This is a genomic window from Ramlibacter sp. WS9 (genome assembly GCF_003797765.1).
In the GTDB taxonomy this organism is placed as follows: domain Bacteria; phylum Pseudomonadota; class Gammaproteobacteria; order Burkholderiales; family Burkholderiaceae_C; genus Ramlibacter.
In genome coordinates this window covers 1-19,188 of sequence record NZ_RKMB01000012.1, presented here as the reverse complement: position 1 = coordinate 19,188, position 19,188 = coordinate 1, and the positions used below count along the sequence as shown (strand labels likewise).

The following is a 19,188-nucleotide window of genomic DNA, read 5'->3' as shown; positions in this document are numbered from 1 at the left end:
CTCATTGCGTCCCTCCACCCTCACCCCGGCCCTCTCCCGCAAGCGGGAGAGGGAGGGAACTGCGCTGCGCGTAATTCAGGAGGGCCGCTTGCGCATGGACCTGGTCGGAGAAGGCGTGCTTGACGCCGCCGATCTCCTGGTAATCCTCATGGCCCTTGCCGGCCACCAGCACCACGTCCTGCGGCCCCGCGGCGGCGATGGTCTCGGCGATCGCCAGCGCACGGTCGGCCTGCACGTGCACGCATTCGTGGTGCGACAGGCCCAGCAGGATCTGGCTGATGATGTTCTCGGGCTTCTCGCCTCGCGGGTTGTCGCTGGTCACCACCACGCGGTCGGCATTCTTCTCGGCCACGGCCGCCATCACCGGGCGCTTGGTCGCGTCCCGGTCGCCACCGCAGCCGAACACGCACCAGAGCTTGCCACCGCGCTGGGCCGCCAGCGGCCTCAAGGCCGACAGCGCCTTGTCGAGCGCGTCGGGCGTGTGCGCGTAGTCGACAGCGATGACGGGCTTGCCCGCCTGCTGCAGCCTTTCCATGCGCCCGGGCACGGGCAGCAGGCTGCCGCATGCTGCCACGGCTTCAGCCAGCGGCACGCCCACCGACCGCATCGCGGCGATCACGCCCAGCAGGTTGGAGACGTTGTACTGGCCGATCAATTTCGTGCCGAGCAGGTGCCGCTCGCCGCCCTCGACGACGGTGAAGCGCAGGCCCTGTTCGTCGTAGCCGACCTCCTGCGCCATGACCCGCGCCGGCCGCTGGCAGGACACTGTCCAAAGGTCCAGGCCCCGGTCCTGGAGATGCTGCGCGAGTGCGCCGCCCTTTTCATCATCGGTATTGATCACGGCCGCCTCGAGGCCCGGCCACGCAAAGAGCTCCATCTTGGCGTCCCAATAGGCCTGCATCGTGCCGTGGTAGTCCAGGTGGTCCTGCGTGAAGTTGGTGAAGATCGCGACGCGGATGTGCGTGCCGTCCAGGCGACGCTCCACGATGCCAACCGACGAAGCCTCGATGGCGCAGGCCTTCAGGCCCTCGTCCAGGAAGGCGCGGAACTGCCGCTGGAGCAACACCGGGTCGGGCGTGGTGAGCCCGTTGAATTCCACGTTCGGCGGACGGCCGGTGCCCAGCGTGCCAACGACGCCGCACGGCATCGCGTGGGCACCCCGCACGTTCGACAGCGCCTGCGCCAGCCACCAGGCCGTGGACGTCTTGCCGTTGGTGCCCGTCACCGCCAGCAGCTGCAGCTCTTCGCTGGGCTGGCCGAAGTAGGCCGCGGCGATGGGGCCGGTTGCTGCCTTCAGGCGCGCATAGGCAGCCGTCGCCTCGCCCGCGAAGCCGAACGCTTCGACGCCCGCCCGCTCCACAAGGCAGGCGGCCGCGCCGCGCGACAACGCGGACGACACATGCATGCGCCCGTCGGTTGCCGCGCCGGGCCAGGCGATGAAGCCGTCGCCCGGGGAAATCTTGCGGCTGTCGCAATGCAAGGTGCCGGTGACGCGGCTCTGCAGCCACCGGGCTGCTTCCTGTGGATCGTGGAGTTCGCGCATCAGAACGACTCCTCCACGGCCTGCACCACGATCTGCGGCTTGACGTTCATGTCGGGCTGCACGCCCATCATGCGCAGCGTCTGCTGCACCGTCGTGCTGAAAATGGGAGCGGCGACGTCGCCACCGTAGTACTTGCCGGCGGACGGCTCGTCCACCATCACCGCCACGATGATGCGCGGCTTGTCGATGGGCGCGATGCCCACGAACCAGGAGCGGTATTTGTTGGAAACGTAGCTCTTGCCTACCTGTTTGTGGGCCGTGCCGGACTTGCCACCGACCGAATAGCCCTGCGTTTGCGCCTTCTGGCCGGTGCCGCCGGGGCCGGCCGCCATCTGCAGCATGGTGCGGATTTCGCCGGCGGTCTTCGGGGAGAACACCTTCACGCCCGCGGCAGGCTCGCCCGTCTTGAGCAGTGTGGCGGGGATGATGTTCCCATCGTGTGCGAACACCGTGTACGAACGCGCCATCTGGAACAGCGATGCCGACAGGCCGTAGCCATACGACATCGTCGCCTGCTCCACGGGCTTCCAGGTCTTGTAGGGGCGCAAGCGCCCGGTGACAGCGCCGGGGAAGGTGATCTGCGGCTTCTGGCCGAAGCCGGCCTGCGTGTACAGCTCCCACATGTCCTTCGCCGGCATTTGCAGCGCGAGCTTGAGCGTGCCGATGTTGCTGGACTTCTGGATCACCTGCTGCACCGAGAGGACACCGTGCGGATGCGCATCCGAGATCTTCCTGCCACCCATCATCACGTAGCCGGGCGCGGTCTGGACCGGCGTCTGCGGTGTCACGAGACCCGTTTCCAGTGCCAGGCCGATAGTGAAAGGCTTCATCGTGGAGCCGGGCTCGAACACGTCGGTCATCGCGCGGTTACGCAGTTGCTCGCCCGTCAGGTTCTGCCGCCGGCCCGGCGTGTAGCTCGGGTAGTTGGCCAACGCCAAGACCTCTCCGGTGGTCGCATCCAGCACCACGACGCTGCCGGCCTTGGCCTTGTTCTCGATCACCGCGTCGCGCAGCTTCTGGTACGCGAAGAACTGCACCTTGCTGTCGATCGACAACTGCAGGTCGCGGCCCGGCACCGGGAGCACCTGTTCGCCGACGTCCTCGACAACGCGGCCCATGCGGTCTTTGATGACGCGGCGCATGCCGGGGCGGCCGGCCAGGTCTTTCTGGAAGGCCAGTTCCATGCCTTCCTGCCCGCGGTCCTCGACATTGGTGAAACCCACCACATGCGCCGCCGCTTCGCCCTCGGGGTACTGGCGCTTGTATTCCTTGCGCTGGTAGACGCCCTTGATGTTGAGCGCGGCGATCTGCTTGGCCGCGTCTTCGTCGACCTGGCGCTTGAGCCAGACGAAGGTCTTGTCCTCGTCTTCCAGCTTCTTGTTCAACTCGGCCAGCGGCATCTCCAGCAGCTTGGCCAGTTGGCCGAGCTTCGCGCGGTCGCGTTCCACGTCTTCGGGAATGGCCCAGATGCTGGGCGTGGGCACACTCGATGCCAGCAGCAGGCCGTTGCGATCCAGGATGCGGCCGCGATTCGCGGGCAGTTCCAGCGTGCGGGCAAAGCGAACCTCACCCTGCTTCTGGAAGAAGTCGTTGGCAAACACCTGCACCCACGCTGCACGCCCGGCCAGCACGACAAAGCCCAGCGCAATCATCGCCACGATGAACTTGCTGCGCCAGACCGGCGTCTTGCTCGCGAGCAGCGGGCTGGAGGTGTAGGCGACGCTTCGGGTCATTGCGGCGCGGCCGGCGCGGAGGCCGGTCCCTTCTGGGTGACGTACTGCGTGATGGCCGGTGAAGCCGTGCGCATCTGCAGTTGCTCTTTCGCGAGCTTCTCCACGCGCAGCGGCGTGGCCTGCGCGCGCTTTTCGACCTGCAGGCGCTCCTGCTCCAGCGCGTGCTTGCGTGCCTCGCCCTCGGCCCTGTCGATCTCGGCATAGAGACGGCGCGACTCGTACTGCATGCGCACCAGCAGCAGCGCACTCGCCAGTACGGCGACGAGCAGGACGAGGTTGAGCCTTGTCATACTGCCGTCCTCCGCGCCACGCGCATGATGGCGCTACGCGAACGCGGGTTGCGCGCAATCTCCTCGGCCGTCGGCTTCACCCGCTCCAGCGCTTCCAGCTTCATGGCTTTCGGCGCGGCGAACGGCGCGCGGCGATCGAAGACTTCCTTCGAATGCTTCGCGATGAACTGCTTGACGATCCGGTCTTCCAGCGAATGGAAGCTGATCACCACAAGCCTGCCGTTCGTGTCGAGGATGTCCAAGCTGGCCTCTAGCGCCTGTTGCAGCTCTTCAAGCTCGGCGTTGATGAAAATCCGAAGAGCCTGAAATGTGCGCGTTGCAGGATCCTGGCCCGGCTCGCGGGTTTTGACCGTGCCAGCCACGAGTTGGGCCAACTCGGCGGTGGATGCAAGAGGGCCCCGCTCTTGTCGGCGAGCCACAATCGCCTTTGCAATCTGAACAGCAAACCGTTCTTCGCCGTATTCACGTATCACCTCCGCGATTTGCCCGGCTTCCGCCGTGGCGAGCCACTCGGCCACGCTCTCTCCCCGCGTGGTGTCCATGCGCATGTCCAGCGGACCGTCGCCTCGAAAAGAAAAGCCGCGCGCCGGGTTGTCGATCTGCGGCGAGCTCACGCCCAGGTCCATCAGGATGCCGGTGGCACTGCCCGCTTCCATGTCGCGCAAGCCGGAAAAGCCCTCGTGCCGGATGGAAAAGCGCTGGTCCTCGATGGCATTGGCCACGGCCACTGCTTCGGTGTCCTTGTCGAAAGCAATCAGCCGGCCTGTCGGGTCGAGCTGCGAGAGGATCAGCCGTGAGTGGCCGCCGCGGCCGAAGGTCGCATCGATGTAAGTGCCATCCGGCTTGGTGAAAAGAGCGTCTACTGCTTCGTTCAACAAGACGGTGGTGTGTTGCCATGTGCTTTCCACCGCTTGCTCTCAGAAAGAGAAATCCTTGAAGACACCGGGCATATCGCCGCGTAGCGCCTCCGCTTCCTTGGCCTCGTACATCGCCTTGTCCCAGAGCTCGAAGTGGTTGCCCATGCCCAGCAGCATCGTTTCCTTCTCGATGCCGGCTGCGGCACGCAGTTCGGGCGAGACCAGCACACGGCCCGTGCCGTCGAGTTCTACGTCCATTGCGTTGCCCAGGAAGATTCTCTTCCACCACTGCGCTTCCATGGGTAACGCGGCGATACGGTCGCGGAATTTTTCCCATTCCGGCCGGGGAAAGATCATCAGGCAGCCATGCGGATGGCGCGTGATGGTGAGCTGGTTCTCGGCGGTGGCGGCCAGCACGTCACGATGCCGGGTCGGCACTGAGAGCCGGCCCTTTCCATCGAGACTGAGTGACGACGCGCCTTGAAACACCTGTGTGAGCCCTTGCTACAAATGCAGCGCAACCGTGGAGTGCGAACGCACCATTCACCACTTAATTGCACTTTTTTGCACTGTATCAGGAAAACTCTGCAGCGCAAGCTGGGTTCTGCTGAAAATTCGCAATGAAATCAAAGACTTAGAACGATATTTTAAGCTCGACCGTCACTGAAAATCGTTCTAAATTAAGCACTTAGCTGTGGCTCTGCAAGTGATACGTGAGGCCCCGACACAGTGTTAGCGAATGTGAGCGCTGCCTTGCCGAGCCTTTGCAATCCACGGCGTTGCACCCCCTGCTTCGGTGCTCTCTTCCTGTTTTCTATTCTATTTGCTATTCTCCAGGAGGCAGGTTGCCTTTCGGTATCTATTCACAAATCGATTCAGGGGAGATTTCTTGGACGCTGCGCTGGTTGATCGGGTGCGCCAGGCCATGAAGGCGGCGGGGGCGGCGCGCAGTGCGCAGCTGCAGGACATCTGCCAGGCCAGCCAGGCGTCGGTCTCGCGCGCACTGGCGCCGCTCCTCGCGGCGGGCGAGGTACTCAAGGTGGGCCGCGCGCGCTCCCAGGCCTATGTGATGCCGCGCGGCGTCGAAGGCGCCAGCGCCACTGCGATCGTTCCCATCATGAAGGTCGACGAGCGGGGCGATGTCTCGCCGTTTGGCACCCTCATCCCCGTGACCGAGGGCCGGTTCTGGGTGGACGAGGACGATGGCCCTTCGGCTTTGCACGCCGGCCTGCCCTGGTTCCTGGCCGACATGCGCCCCCAGGGTTTCATGGGCCGCACCTTTGCCCATATGCATCCCGAACTCCGGGTGGCGGCCAACCCCGACCACTGGAGCGACGACGGCGTGCTCAAGGCGCTTTGCCTGGCGGGTGACGACCTGCCCGGCAACCTCATCATTGGCGCCGAATCCTTCGAGCGCTACCTGAAGCTCGGGCCGCCACCGCGCACCGCCGACCGCGACTACCCGGCGCTCGCCGATGCGGCGATGCAAGGCGCCCTGCCCGGCTCATCGGCTGGCGGCGAGCAGCCGAAGTTTTGTACTGTGCGCGAGCGCGACGGCGCGCACGTGATCGTCAAGTTCTCGCCTGCGGGTGCATCGCCCGTCGAGCAGCGCTGGCGTGACTTGCTGGTGGCCGAACACGTGGCGCTGCAGACGCTCGCAACGGCGGGATTTGCGGCCGCGCCGTCGCAAGTGATGGTCGCTTCCGGACGCGTCTTTCTCGAAGTGCGGCGCTTCGATCGCACGGAGGAAGGACGCATCGGCATGGTGTCGCTGCTCGCCTACGACAGCGAATACGTCGGCCAGATCGACAACTGGGCGGCTACCGCCACCCGCATGGCTGCTCGCAGCCTGCTGAGTGACGGCGACGCCGACCGCCTGCGCTTCCTGGAAGCCTTCGGCCGGCTGATCGGCAACACGGACAGGCACTACGGCAACATATCGCTGCTGATCGAACGCGGCGACTGGATCATGGCACCGGCCTACGACACGCTGCCCATGATCTATGCACCGGTGAACGGCGAACTGGTGGAACGCGACTTCGATCCCGGCGCGCTCGCGCCCACGGCCGAGACGCTGCGCCCGTGGAAGCAGGCCGGCGAGCTGGCCCGCACGTATTGGCAGGCCGTCGCGCAAGACGAACGCGTCTCCGGCGAGTTTCGCGCGCTCGCCGAACGTCACGCCGGCCAGCTTGCGCGCGGGCGGCGCGTGGCCCGCGCCACGTCCGCCGAACCGCCTTTCCAGCGGCCTGGCTAAAGGATGTACCGCGACAGGTCGTCGTCGCGGCTCAGGTCCTTCAAGCGGCTGTCGACGTAGTCGGCGGTGATCAAAGTGTGGCCGGCGTGCTTGAGCGCGTTGAAGCTGATGTCGTCGAGCAAGCGCTCCATCACCGTGGAGAGGCGCCGCGCGCCGATGTTCTCGGTACGCTCGTTGACGTCATAGGCGATCTGCGCGAGGCGGGTGATGGCGGCCGGCTCGAACTCCAATTCCACGCCTTCCGTGGCCAGCAGCGCCTGATACTGCTTGACCAGCGACGCATGCGTCTGCGTGAGGATGGCCTCGAAGTCCTGCACCGACAGCGACTGCAGTTCGACGCGGATCGGCAGCCGCCCCTGCAGCTCGGGGATCAGGTCGCTGGGCTTGGAGAGGTGGAACGCGCCGCTCGCGATGAAGAGGATGTGGTCGGTCTTGATCGGGCCGTACTTGGTGGACACGGTCGTGCCTTCCACCAGAGGCAGCAAGTCGCGCTGCACGCCCTGGCGCGAGACGTCGGTACCGCCGCTCTCGCTGCGCGAGGCCACCTTGTCGATCTCGTCGATGAAGACGATGCCGTTCTGCTCGGCGTTGTGGATCGCGGCCGTGCGGATCTCGTCCTCGTTGACCAGCTTGGCGGCCTCTTCTTCCGTCAGCAGCTTCATCGCCTCCGGAACCTTGAGCTTTCGCGTCTTGCGCTTGGTGCCGCCCAGCTGGCTGAACATGCCGCGCAACTGCTCGGTCATTTCGTCCATGCCGGCCGGGCCCATGATTTCCAGCTGCTGGCGCGGCTCGGCCACGTCGATCTCGATCTCCGCAGCGGCGAGCAGACCTTCGCGCAGTTTCTTGCGGAACGATTGGCGCGCGGTGCTCTCGCCGGACGGCTCGCCCATGCGAGGCGGCGGCACGAGCACGTCGAGGACGCGCTCTTCCGCGGCGTCTTCGGCGCGCGAGCGGACCTTGCGCATCTCGGATTCGCGGGTCTGCTTCACGGCCATCTCGGCCAGGTCGCGAATGATGGAGTCGACGTCCTTGCCGACGTAGCCGACCTCGGTGAACTTGGTCGCCTCCACCTTGATGAAAGGCGCATCGGCCAGCCGCGCAAGGCGCCTGGCGATCTCGGTCTTGCCCACGCCCGTCGGGCCGATCATCAGGATGTTCTTCGGCGTGATCTCGCCACGGAGCTTCTCATCCACTTGCTGGCGGCGCCAGCGGTTGCGCAGTGCGATGGCGACAGCGCGCTTGGCGTCCGCCTGGCCGACGATGTGCCGGTCGAGTTCGGAAACGATTTCCTGCGGGGTCATGCTGGACATTAGAGCGTTTCGATGGTGTGGTGCATGTTGGTGTAAATGCACAGCTCGCCGGCGATCTCGAGCGACTTCTTGACGATGTCCTTCGCGCTGAGCTCGGTGTTGTCCAGCAGCGCCTTGGCCGCGGCCTGCGCATAGGCGCCGCCGGAGCCGATGGCGATGATGCCGTGCTCGGGCTCCAGGACGTCGCCGTTGCCGGTGATGATGAGCGACGCCTCGGTGTCGGCGACCGCCAGCATCGCTTCCAACCGCCGCAGCACGCGATCGGTGCGCCAGTCTTTCGTGAGCTCGATGGCCGAGCGCACCAGGTGGCCCTGATGCTTTTCCAGCTTGGCCTCGAAGCGCTCGAACAAGGTGAAGGCGTCGGCCGTGGCGCCGGCAAAGCCTGCCACCACTTTGTCGTGGTAGAGCTTTCGCACCTTGCGCGCCGTGCCCTTGACCACCACGTTGCCCAGCGTCACCTGGCCGTCGCCGCCTATCGCCACCTGCCAGCGGCCGGACGCGTCCTTGCGCCGCACGCTGACGATGGTCGTGCCGTGAAATTGTTCCATCTTGTCCAGTTTGGGATAGGCCCCGCGAATTGCAAGGCTGTGCCTCGCGCGAAGCGTTTCAGTCCGTGCGCGCCAACACCCGCGCGTGTTCGCTGATGCCGATGACGTTGAAGAACGCGGCCACGAGGCGATGCACCTCGACGAACTGTACCTGCCGCCCTTCAGCCTGCCGCGCGGTCACCCAGTTGAGCAGCGTGCCCGCCGCGGAGAAATCGATGCGGATCAGCCGGGCGCAAGAGATGATCATGACATCGGCGCCCATCAGCTTGTTCTCGAGCATGCCCAGCGCCTCGGTCGCGTCGCCCAGGATCTGCCCCGCCAACTCGACGGTGGCGATGTTGGACATCTGCGAGTTGAGGGCAGCCGCGTGCGTGTCGCTGTAACCCATGCTCATGCCGGAGGACAGCGAGTCGCGGAAGGCTTCTCCGATGACCGTGTGGCCCGCGACGTAACTGCCGTCTTCGCTGAGCGGCTTGTATTCGCAGCGCGCACTGTCCCACGAGGGTGGGGACACTTCGTAGGTGACACAGTAATCCAGCGCCACCAGTTCGAACTCGTCGGGCCGGTGCATGACGCGCAGCACTTCCATGCGCAGCTTCCACCACGAAGGGTTGACGCCCTTGTCACCCGAAGGCGTGGCGTTCTTCAGCACCCTCTCGAAATTATCGGCGCCGATGAACCGCAGTTGGACCGGCTGCCCTGCCCACTGGGTGAACAGCTTGGTGAGCGGCTCGACCGCGGCCTCGTCGATGGCGTTGAGCTTGACCCACGACAGGCGCCACGGCGGCGGGGCCTTGCCGAGCGCCACGGTCATCGCGACCACGGTCTGTGTGCCCATGGTGGCCGGGCAAATCCAGTTGGGGGGTGGTTGCTTGGCGTCAGAAGGCGCAGCGGGCGCAGCGTGCATGCGCCCGACGGCCTCGGGAATCGAGAACCACTGGGGGGCCGAGCGGCCAAAGCGGCCCGCGAAATCGATGGCCGCGGTCTCGAAGCGGTCCTGCTGCCCGGTGGCACGGTACAGGTCGAACAGCGTGAGCCAGGTCTCGTCGTGGTCGATGCGCGCGCCTTGCGGGCTCAGCACTTCCATCAGCCCCGCCTCGGCGCCGTTATCGTCGCCATTGGCAAAGCGGATCGAGGCTTCCTCGAGTTCGGGGTCGTGCGCGAATTCGTCCACGTCGATCGCGAACAGCTTCGATGCGGAAAACCCTGTGCTGGCGTTGCTGCCGGGCTCCGACACCGGGCCTTGCGCGGGCGTCGCGGCCGAGACCGCAGGGGCTGCCGGCGGGCGCGCCACCGGTGCCGGCGCGACGGGTGCGGGAGGCTCGGGGACCGGGGGCGCGGCCCGAACCCGCGGCGCCGGCTCCGGCGGCGACAGGCTGCTGGCCCCAAACTGCGCCGAGAGCGAATTCGAGGCGACGGAGTCAAGCATTTGCTCGAGCTCGATCGGGGTCGTCTTTTCCTCGCCCTTGCCCGTATCCAGCGGTGCCGGCTCCGTCCGCGTGTAGGCCGTCGACCGCATCGGCGGCGCGCCGGCCGGGCGGCTCGCCGCATCGGGCGGCAAGTGCGACGACATCGGGAAATTGGTGCTGCTGCCGCTGCGGCTGGTGGGGTCCCCATGCTTGGTCTTCCACCACTGCATGGACATCTGCGCCTCGATCTCGTCGATCTTCTTGAGGGTGGTGGCGCGGTCGTCCGGCTTGGACGGCATCGAGCTCTGGAAGAAGGACGGGCGCGCCGCCGGGTCCTGCCCCGCCATCACTTCGCTGCGGCGCATCTTGCGCAGCATGTCGAACTCGCGCTTGCGGACGAAATCGTTGCGCCGCTTGCGCTCGATCATCTCCTTGAGCATCTGCTTGGAGTAGCTGCTCTCGCGATCGGACTCCTGCTGGTCCAGGTCAGCCCAGTTCGTCGTCGGGTTCTTGACGAACTTCACTACCTTCGACAGCAAGCCGGTGTTCTCTTCCTTCGGCGGCATGGCGGGTAGTGTGGGCTGGGGTACTGCGGGTAGGAAGAAGGTGGGGCCTTGTTCAGTCCCCGAACATCTTCTGCTTCAATTCGCGGCGCTGCTGCGCTTCCAGGGACAGCGTGGCCGTGGGCCGCGCCAGCAGGCGCCCGACGCCGATGGGCTCGCCGGTTTCGTCGCAGTAGCCGTAGTCGCCGGCATCGATGCGGCCGATCGACTGCTCGATCTTCTTGAGCAGCTTGCGCTCGCGGTCGCGGGTGCGCAGTTCCAGCGCATGCTCTTCCTCGATGGTGGCCCGGTCGGCCGGGTCCGGCACGATGACGGTGTCTTCGCGCAGGTGTTCGGTCGTCTCGCCGGCGCTGTTGAGGATGTCCTGCTTCAGCTGGGTCAGCTTCAGGCGGAAGAACGCCATCTGCTTGTCATTCATGTATTCGCCATCGGGCATGGCGAGGACCTCGGCGTCCGACAGCTCTTCGACCGGCTTGGTCTTCCAGTTGTTGGCGAGCTTGGGATCTTTCTTGATGGCCACGAGGGGGGGAGGAGTGAGTACGGAGGGTGCCATTGTCTGGGTATAGCTTGCTTTGGCGGCTGTGGAGGCCACGGATTGCGCCATGGAAGGCACCGTGATCTGCGCCAGGCGCGCCGATGGTTTGGTGGCCCGTGCCGGTTCGGCGCCCAGAGTGGCGGCGTCAGGACGGGGGGGCATCGCTCTAGGCAGTGCCGGGCCGGCGGGTGCGGCGGCGGGAGTCTTCACAGGGGTTGCCTTGGGCTGTGTGGCAACGGCGGCTTTGGCTGCTGGTTTGGCGGCTTTGGCCGGCGCGGCCGGTTTCTTCACTGCGGGCTTGGTGGCCTTGGCAGGCGTTTTGGTGGCGGTAACCTTCTTGGCAGGCGCCGCTTTCACGGCGGCTTTCTTGGCCGGTGCGGCTTTCTTCGCCGCTGGCTTGGCCGCTTTGGCCGCGGGTTTGGCCTTGACGGTTGGCTTGGCGGCCTTGGATTGAGGCTTCACATCCGGTCTCCTCGCGGCCGTGGCGCCCGCATGTTCCTGACGCGCATCGGTCGACTGTCGTTTTTTTGGTGATCTGTCGCCTTCATGAGAGCGAGTTATACCCTGATTGTCGCCCTCCGCGCGCCTGCCGTTGGGGTTTTCACCCCCGCCACCGGACGCTCTGGTGCCAAAGGGGAATCCCATAAGTTGCAGAATCGAGACAATCATCTGCCAGCCCCGCCTTATTTTTGGAAGGCGCTAGCCTACCCGATAAATCCCCCAAAAATCGCGGCGCCGATCACAAAGACAGGGCTACTGGACAAGGCACTGTTCAAGGCCCTGCAGGAATATGTCTTTCGGCAGCTCGATGCCGATGAACACCATCTTGCTGTTGCGCTTTTCGCCTTCGGCCCACAGCGGGCCCAGGTCGCTCCCCATCAGCTGGTGCACGCCCTGGAAGATCACCTTGCGATCGGTGCCCTGCATGTGCAGCACACCCTTGTAGCGCAGCATGCGCGGGCCGTAGATGTTGACGATCGCGCCCAGGAAGTCCTCCAGCCGGGCCGCGTCGAACGCCCGCTCGGACTTGAACACGAAGCTCTTGACGTCGTCGTCGTGGTGATGGTGGTGGCCATGGCTTTCACCTGCGTGCGACGGGTGGTCGCAGTGTTCGCCGTGCTCATGGTCGTCATCATGGCCATGGGCGTGATCGTGCCCATCGTCCTCTTTCAGGAAATCCGGGTCGATGTCCAGCTTGGCGTTGAGGTTGAAGCCCCGCAGGTCGAACACCTCGGAAAGCTTCACTTCGCCGAAATGCACCGCCTTCTGCGGCGCGCGCGGGTTCATGTGCTTCAAACGGTGAATCAGGGCGTCGGTCTCGTCTTTGGCCACGAGATCCGTCTTGCTGATGAAGATCTGGTCGGCAAAGCCCACCTGGCGTCGCGCTTCCTGCCGGTCGTTGAGCTGCTGGGCCGCATGCTTGGCGTCCACCAGCGTCAGGATGGAATCGAGCAAGTAGGTCTCGGCGATCTCGTCGTCCATGAAGAAAGTCTGGGCCACCGGGCCGGGGTCGGCGAGGCCCGTGGTCTCGATCACCACGCGTTCGAAGTCCAATTCGCCCCTGCGCTTCTTGGCCGCCAGGTCCTGCAAGGTGGTTCGCAGGTCTTCGCGGATGGTGCAACAGATGCAGCCGTTGCTCATCTGGATGATCTGCTCCGTGGTGTCCGTCACCAGGATGTCGCTGTCGATGTTCTCTTCGCCGAACTCGTTCTCGATCACGGCGATCTTCTGGCCATGCGCTTCCTGCAGCACGCGCTTGAGCAGCGTGGTCTTGCCGGAGCCGAGGAAGCCGGTGAGGATGGTGGCGGGGATGAGGGCCATGACGGGTACTTCGAGAGGGAAAGGGGAGGCAGTTTAGCCGGTGCGGAGCGTGGGTGCCCTATGCCTTCTTCACTACCACGAGGCCCTTGAGGTATTCCCCTTCCGGGAAGGCCAGCGTCATCGGGTGATCCGGCGCGCCGCCCAGCCTTTCGCCGATGTAGCCGTCCACGCCCGCATCCGCACCCGCCGAGGCGACGATCTTGTGGAACAGGTCCGCACTGATCCCGCCCGAGCAGGAGTAGGTGAACAGCACGCCGCCGGGCTCGAGCAGCTTGAGGGCCAGCCGGTTGATGTCCTTGTAAGCCCGCGCGGCGCGATCCGCATGGGCAGCCGTGGGGGCGAGTTTGGGCGGATCGAGCACGATGGCGTCGAAAGTGCGGCCTTCTTCGATGAAGCGGCGCAGGGACGCATTGACATCGGCGTCCAGGAAGTCCGTCCGGTTCGCGTCGAAACCGTTCAGCGCGACGTGCGCACGCGCCCGCTCCAGCGCCGGAGCCGACGAATCGATCGAGGTCACGTGCCCCGCCCCGCCCGCCAGCGCCGCCACGGTGAAGCCGCCGGTGTAGCAGTAGCAGTTGAGCACGCGCTGGAAACCCAGGCGCCGGGTGTAGTCCGCGAATTTGCGCCGGCTGTCGCGCTGGTCCAGGTAGAAGCCGGTCTTGTGGCCGGTGGCGATGTCCAGGGTCAGGCGCCAGTTGTTTTCCTGGATCGCGAGTTCCGTCGACCCATCGCCCTGGAGCCAGCCTGACAGCGGGGGCAGCCCTTCCAGGGAGCGGGAATTCGTGTCCGATCGTTCATACAGCCGCGCGAGCCCGGTCTCCTTCAAGAGCGCGTCGGCCAGCACCGATTTCCAGCGCTCCACGCCCGCCGACAGGAATTGGGCCACCAGGGTGTCGCCGTAGCAGTCGACGATGAGGCCCGGCAGGCCGTCGGATTCGCCGTGGACGAGGCGCACGCCGTCGCTCGGAATGTCGAAGCGCGCCCGCGCCCGGATCGCCAGCTGGCAGGTCGTGGCCAGGAAGCCGGCGTCAATGCGTTGGCCTTCGTCGAAGCTCCACGCCCGGGCCCGGATCTTGGACGCGGGGCTGAAGGCCGCCCAGGCGAGGAACTGCCCCGAAGAAGACTCCACGCGCACCGTCTCGCCCGGGTCGCCACCGCCCTTGGCGATGGCCGAATCGAATATCCACGGGTGCCGGCGCAGCAGCGACCGCTCCTTGCCTTCCTTCAGTCGGATCATTTTCATGGCCGCTATTGTCCGGCCTTGTCGCCCGTGCGAAGGGCGCACGCGGGGGGCCAGCGCACAATAACGCCATAGGAGTACAACGAACGATGTGGTTGATGGACGCGGGCCGCCGCTTGCTGTGCGCCGTGCTGCTGCTGGTGCTGGCCGCGTTGGCCACGCCCGGATGGGCGCGCACGGTGCTGGAGCTGGACTCGGCGCGGCAACCCGTCCAGCTGGGCGACTGGGGCGACGCATGGACCGACGCCACCGGCGAGTCACTCGTCGACAACGTGGCCACCGACGCCCGCATCGACTGGCTGCCCACGCGCCAAGGCGCCATTTACCCCCTCACCACCGGCAAGGCGCTGTGGATCCGCTTCACCGTCCCGCCCGCGCCGGACGCCGAACGCTGGTACCTGGAAGTCCCCTACCCCTCCGTCAACCGCGTCACGCTGTACACCCCGGACTCGACCGGCCAATGGACGCCGCAATCCGCCGGGGACACCATTGCCGTGGCGGAATGGCCGGTGCCGCACCGCCACCCGCTCCTGCCCGTGGTGGTTTCCGCCGAGGAACCACGCAAATACCTTTTGCGCATTGAGAACCCGCACAGCTTCAGCGCGCCGCTGACATTCGTCAGCGAAAGCTACCTGAGCCGCCACGAGCAGCAGACATCGCTGATCCTCGGCATCTACTTCGGGCTGGCGGGCCTGGCGGCGACGGTGGGCCTGCTCAGTGCCCTGTCGTTGCGCGACAACGCGTACGGCTTCTATGCCCTGAGTGTGACGCTCATGGGCGTCGCACAGGCCGCGATGACCGGCATCGGCGGCCTGCACCTGTGGCCGCACTGGGCGCGCTGGAACGATGTGTCGTCCATGGTGATGCCGGTGCTGGCCGTGGGCTCGCTGATGTGGTTCTTCTCGGCCACCGTGTCCATGCCGGAGCGCTCGCGCAAGCTCGACGCCGTCCTCACCGGCATGGCGCTGCTGTCCATCGGCGTGGCGCTTGCCATCGCCTTTGTCGAACCTTCGTTGCGTCTGCGCTTGATGATCCCCTACATCGCGGTGGCGACCACCGCGGGGCTGGCCGGCGTGATCTGGGCAGCCCGGCGGGGCGACCGCTACGCGGGGTGGCTCCTGGCAGGCAACATCCCGGTCATCCTGGGCGCGCTGTTCCCGACGGCCCGGCTCGCGGGACTGATCCCGGTGAGCTTCTGGACGATGCACGGCATGCAGGTGGGCATCGCGGTGGAATTGCCGATCCTGCTCGTGATCCTGATGGTGCGCAGCCAGCAACGGCGCGAGAACAACCGCCGCATCCAGGGCCTGGAGCGCATCGACCCCGCCACCGGTTTGATCAATGCGCAGGTATTCGCGGAGCGGCTGGGCCGGATGATGGCGCGCTCGCAGCGGCTGAAGTACCAGAGTGCCGTGCTGCTGATCGACATCGTCAACGCCGACCAGGTGCGCCGCGACTTCGGCGCGCGTTCTGCCGAGGAACTGCCGCTGCGCGTAGCCGGCCGCTTGCTCACCGCGGCGCGCGACATCGACGCGGTGGCACGCCTCTCGGAGCTGCGCTTCGGCATGCTGGTGGAAGGGCCACTGTCGCCGGAAGATGTTGCATCGGAAGGCCCACGCATCGTCGCGCGCTGCCTGATGCCCTTCAAGAACAAACCCATCGAATGGGTGGCGCAAGTGCGCGTCGCGCAGTCCATGGTGCCGACGGAGCGCGCCGATGCGCAGCAGGTGGTGGAGCGGTTGTCCGGCCTTTTGAACAACGTCGCACCCGACAGCAAGCGGGCGGTGTTCACCTTGACAAGCTGACCCCGTCATCCCCGCGGAGGCGGGGATGACTTCATTTGGCCTTCCGGTGCGCCCGCGGATGCGCCGCGTCGTATGCCTTCGCGAGGTGCTGGAAATCCAGCCGCGTGTAAACCTGCGTCGTGGTGATGTTGGCGTGGCCCAGCAGTTCCTGCACGGCACGGAGATCGCCGCTGGATTGCAGAACGTGGCTCGCGAAAGAGTGGCGCAGCATGTGCGGGTGGACGGGCGTGGCCAGGCCGGCAAGCTGGCTGCGGCGTTTCAGGCGCTGCCAGACGGCCTGCGCCGTGAGCCGGGTGCCGTGCCGCCCGGTGAACAGCGCCGGTTGCGCCGGATGGCCGCCTTGGCCGCGCAACGCGATCCAGTGGGTCAATGCTTCCAGGGCCTTGCTGCCGACCGGCACCGTCCGGCGCTTGCTGCCTTTGCCCAGCACATGCGCCTCGGCCGCTTGCAGATCGACCCAGCCGCGCGCAGCCTTGCTGGCAACGGCGTCCAGGCCCACCAGCTCGCCCACCCGCAAGCCGCAGCCGTAGAGCAACTCGACGATCGCGGCGTCGCGCGCTTCGAGCCACGGATCGGCATCTTCGTTCGCATAGGTGGCCAGCTGCACCGAGTCGTCAACGCTCAAGGCCTTGGGCAAGGGCTTTCCTGCCTTGGGCGCGCGAACGTCCTGCACGGGATTGCTATCGATCAGCCCCTGCTTGCCCAGCCACGTGTAGAAGCCGCGCCAGCCCGAGAGCACCAACGCGATGCCGCGCCCGCTGCGCCCACCGCTGTGCATCTGCGCCACCCAGCGGCGGACATGCGCGTTCTGCACCCGCGTCAACTCGACGCCCGCCTTATCGGCGAACTCGCAAAGTTTCTGCAGGTCCAGCGAATAGAGCTCCACCGTGCGCGCCGCAAGCCGCTTCTCGACCCGCACGTGCTCCAGGTAGCGCTCGACCATATCCATCCGCTACCTCTTGCGCAGCCTCGACAGCGCCGCGCTGGCCAGTTCGGCGATGCGCTCGAGAAAGTCCGTGCCCATGCCGCTCTGGAAGCGCTGCGGATCGGGTGATGAGAGCACCAGCATGCCGAATGCCGGGCCGGTGCCGTTGGCACTGCCTTCGCGCAGCGGGATGAGCGCCACCGACATCGCCATCGCCGTGTCGTTGAGCCAATTCACCGCCTCGAAGCCGGAGTTGACGCCGCAATACGGCTGCGTCAGTGAAGAGGCGAACGTCTTGGCGTCTTCGCTCACGCCCTCGGCGAAGACCTCGCTGCCGTAGCGGCTCTCCACGTCCCAGACCTTGATCGCGACCTGCGGCACCATGAACTGGTTCTGGATCTCGACCGCAATGGTCACCGGCAGCGCCCGCCCCGATTGCACCTGAAACAGGTTGCGCGCCCAGCGGTGCAACCGGTCCGCGATGATCACGTTCTCGTTGCCATGCCGCACCATGTCCATGATGCGGTGTTCCAGCGCCTTGATCTTCTCGCGCAGCATCTCGGCCTGGCGCTCCTGCAGGCTCACGGCGCGCGTGCCGTGCGGGCTGGTGAGCTGCACCGCGGCCAGCAACTGCGCATGGCGCGTGAAGAAGTCGGGCGTATTGGCCAGGTAGTTGGCGATATCGTCTTCGGTGATCGGGTTCATGCCGTCGGTTTTCATGGTGATTCAGGTACCTCGATTTCGCCTTCGAACACAGTGACGGCGGGGCCGGTCATGAGCACAGGAGAATTTCCACCGGCCCACTCGATCGTCAACAGCCCGCCGCGCGTTTCCACGTCGACCGTTGGGTCCAGCCGCCGCAGGCGGATGCCGGAAACCACGGCGGCGCAGGCCCCGGTCCCGCAAGCCAGAGTCTCGCCGGCGCCGCGCTCCCACACCCTCAGGCGGACATGCGACCGGTCGACCACCTGCATGAATCCGGCATTGACCCGGTTCGGAAAGCGCGGATGGGTCTCGATCAACGGCCCTTGCGTGCGCACCGGTGCCTGGTCGACGTCGCCCACCTCTTGCACTGCATGCGGGTTACCCATCGACACGATCGCAACGGAAATGATGGCGGATGCGGAATCGGTGCCCAGCGCCAGGTTCCACTTTTCCCAGGCGCCGTCGATCTGGGGCGATAGGCCCGCGATGTCGAACGGAATTTTTGCGGATTCGAACACCGGGGCGCCCATGTCCACCGTGACGCGGCCGTCGGCGTTCAGGCGCGGCTCGATGAGGCCGGACAGCGTCTTCACCTTCACGCTGTCGCGATCGGTGAGGCCCTTGTCGCGTACGTAGCGCGCGAAGCAGCGCGCGCCATTGCCGCACTGCTCGACCTCGCCGCCGTCGGCGTTGTGGATCACGTACTCGAAGTCGATGCCCGGCTCCGGCGCGGGCCGGACCGACAGCACCTGGTCGGCGCCCACGCCGAAGTGCCGGTCCGCGAGGAACCGGTACTGCCCAGGCGAAAGACCGAGCGGGCCGCGCGTTTCGTCCAGCACGACAAAGTCGTTGCCGGCCCCCTGCATCTTGGTGAAGCGGATTCGCATGGGGTGGATTATCGGCGCAGTGCCCGCCCGCGGTTTATGCTGCCATCTTGTTTTCTTCACGGCACCCATCATGCGCATCCCCGACTGGACCCCCGATCGCAAGCCCCAACCCGAAGACCTGGTGAAAGCCGTCCTGGAACGCCGCGGCGGCGCGCTGCTCAACCTCGACCGTGCGCTGCTCTGGAGCGAGCCGCTCGCCCGTGGTTGGAACACGTACCTCAAGAACGTGCGCACCGGCTTTGCAGGCAGCGGCAAGCTGCGCGAATTCGGCATTTGCACGGTAGCTCTGCTCACCGGCGCGCACTACGAATACCACCACCACGCACCCGAGTTCCTGGCCGCCGGCGGCACCCAAGCGGAGCTGGACATCCTCACCGCATACGCCGCCACGCCCACGGGCCCGGTTCCGACTGGGCTGGGGGAGTCCGAGGCGCTCGTGGCGCAGTACGCGGCGCGGATGACGCTCGACGTGAAGGTGGACGATGCGCTGTTCTCGCAGTTGCGCGAGCGTTTCGAGACAACCGAATTGGTTGAACTGACCGCCACGATCGCCACTTACAACATGGTGGCGCGATTTCTTGTGGCGCTCGGTGTGACGCCCGAAGACTGAATCTCCCGTTTGTCATGCCGGTCTCTATCCCATAAGCGCTAACTTAAACACTGACTTCTGAGATATCCTTCTGCTGTTGCATCAGCTGAGTCGGAGGTGTCCCATGGAGCAGTTGGCAGAGCAGGCCCAGGACGAGGCGATCGGCCTGGGTGA

The 19,188-nt window shown here is 65.9% G+C and carries 17 protein-coding genes; 3 read left to right on the top strand and 14 right to left on the bottom strand.

The window, feature by feature from the left end:
* Position 1 precedes the first annotated feature (1 nt).
* From EEB15_RS18120 to mraZ, 5 genes are read right to left on the bottom strand one after another with little or no spacing between them, the layout of a single operon-like run.
* The gene (locus EEB15_RS18120; protein ID WP_141511280.1) at positions 2-1,543 is read right to left on the bottom strand and encodes a UDP-N-acetylmuramoyl-L-alanyl-D-glutamate--2,6-diaminopimelate ligase; all 1,542 of its coding nucleotides are present in this window, start codon (positions 1,541-1,543) and stop codon (positions 2-4) included.
* Complete coding sequence (locus EEB15_RS18115; RefSeq protein WP_141511279.1) at positions 1,543-3,276, bottom strand: penicillin-binding protein 2; 1,734 nt, start codon at positions 3,274-3,276, stop codon at positions 1,543-1,545. The genes EEB15_RS18120 and EEB15_RS18115 overlap by 1 nt, the downstream gene beginning before the upstream one ends.
* Positions 3,273-3,566 (bottom strand): cell division protein FtsL, encoded by a 294-nt coding sequence (gene ftsL, locus EEB15_RS18110; protein ID WP_141511278.1) that lies wholly within the window; start codon positions 3,564-3,566, stop codon positions 3,273-3,275. Before ftsL ends, EEB15_RS18115 begins: the two co-directional genes overlap by 4 nt.
* Entirely contained in the window at positions 3,563-4,474 is a 912-nt protein-coding gene (gene rsmH, locus EEB15_RS18105; protein WP_141511277.1) for a 16S rRNA (cytosine(1402)-N(4))-methyltransferase RsmH, read from the bottom strand. Before rsmH ends, ftsL begins: the two co-directional genes overlap by 4 nt.
* A 9-nt stretch (positions 4,475-4,483) precedes the next feature.
* Positions 4,484-4,912 carry a division/cell wall cluster transcriptional repressor MraZ gene (mraZ, locus tag EEB15_RS18100; RefSeq protein ID WP_141511276.1) on the bottom strand — a complete coding sequence of 143 codons (429 nt, stop codon included), beginning with the start codon at positions 4,910-4,912 and terminating at the stop codon, positions 4,484-4,486.
* A gap of 400 nt (positions 4,913-5,312) precedes the next feature.
* Between mraZ and yjjJ the strand changes: the two genes are divergently transcribed.
* Positions 5,313-6,677, top strand: coding sequence for a type II toxin-antitoxin system HipA family toxin YjjJ (yjjJ, locus tag EEB15_RS18095; protein ID WP_370283691.1), 1,365 nt, complete (start codon positions 5,313-5,315; stop codon positions 6,675-6,677).
* Here yjjJ and hslU read toward each other — a convergent pair.
* The 6 genes from hslU to EEB15_RS18065 form a co-directional block, all read right to left on the bottom strand.
* Positions 6,674-7,987, bottom strand: a complete 1,314-nt coding sequence (gene hslU, locus EEB15_RS18090; protein WP_141511275.1) for an ATP-dependent protease ATPase subunit HslU — start codon at positions 7,985-7,987, stop codon at positions 6,674-6,676. The two genes, yjjJ and hslU, sit on opposite strands and share 4 nt — an antisense overlap.
* Positions 7,987-8,535, bottom strand: coding sequence for an ATP-dependent protease subunit HslV (gene hslV, locus EEB15_RS18085; protein WP_141511274.1), 549 nt, complete (start codon positions 8,533-8,535; stop codon positions 7,987-7,989). Before hslV ends, hslU begins: the two co-directional genes overlap by 1 nt.
* Before the next feature lie 58 nt (positions 8,536-8,593).
* Positions 8,594-10,510 carry an STAS domain-containing protein gene (locus EEB15_RS18080; RefSeq protein WP_141511273.1) on the bottom strand — a complete coding sequence of 639 codons (1,917 nt, stop codon included), beginning with the start codon at positions 10,508-10,510 and terminating at the stop codon, positions 8,594-8,596.
* 52 nt (positions 10,511-10,562) lie between these two features.
* Positions 10,563-11,504, bottom strand: coding sequence for an RNA polymerase-binding protein DksA (gene dksA / locus EEB15_RS18075; RefSeq protein ID WP_233259538.1), 942 nt, complete (start codon positions 11,502-11,504; stop codon positions 10,563-10,565).
* Between the two features lie 291 nt (positions 11,505-11,795).
* A complete protein-coding gene (locus EEB15_RS18070; protein WP_141511272.1) occupies positions 11,796-12,863 on the bottom strand; it encodes a GTP-binding protein in 1,068 nt (355 codons plus the stop codon).
* A 58-nt stretch (positions 12,864-12,921) separates the two neighbouring features.
* A complete protein-coding gene (locus tag EEB15_RS18065) occupies positions 12,922-14,106 on the bottom strand; it encodes a class I SAM-dependent rRNA methyltransferase (protein ID WP_141511271.1) in 1,185 nt (394 codons plus the stop codon).
* Positions 14,107-14,192: 86 nt separating this feature from the next.
* Between EEB15_RS18065 and EEB15_RS18060 the strand changes: the two genes are divergently transcribed.
* Positions 14,193-15,908: a 7TM diverse intracellular signaling domain-containing protein gene (locus EEB15_RS18060; RefSeq protein ID WP_141511270.1), complete on the top strand. Its 1,716-nt coding sequence runs from the start codon at positions 14,193-14,195 to the stop codon at positions 15,906-15,908.
* 31 nt (positions 15,909-15,939) lie between these two features.
* On the opposite strand, the gene EEB15_RS18055 is transcribed toward EEB15_RS18060, so the two are convergent.
* The 3 genes from EEB15_RS18055 to dapF are packed head-to-tail and all read right to left on the bottom strand — an operon-like array spanning position 15,940 to position 18,425.
* Positions 15,940-16,857, bottom strand: coding sequence for a tyrosine recombinase XerC (locus EEB15_RS18055; protein ID WP_141511269.1), 918 nt, complete (start codon positions 16,855-16,857; stop codon positions 15,940-15,942).
* Positions 16,858-16,860: 3 nt separating this feature from the next.
* Positions 16,861-17,553, bottom strand: coding sequence for a DUF484 family protein (locus EEB15_RS18050; protein WP_233259537.1), 693 nt, complete (start codon positions 17,551-17,553; stop codon positions 16,861-16,863).
* Complete coding sequence (gene dapF, locus EEB15_RS18045; RefSeq protein ID WP_141511268.1) at positions 17,550-18,425, bottom strand: diaminopimelate epimerase; 876 nt, start codon at positions 18,423-18,425, stop codon at positions 17,550-17,552. Before dapF ends, EEB15_RS18050 begins: the two co-directional genes overlap by 4 nt.
* 70 nt (positions 18,426-18,495) lie before the next feature.
* Here dapF and EEB15_RS18040 point away from each other — a divergent pair, with 70 nt between their 5' ends.
* Positions 18,496-19,035, top strand: a complete 540-nt coding sequence (locus EEB15_RS18040) for a carboxymuconolactone decarboxylase family protein (RefSeq protein WP_141511267.1) — start codon at positions 18,496-18,498, stop codon at positions 19,033-19,035.
* The last annotated feature ends 153 nt before the right edge of the window (positions 19,036-19,188 follow it).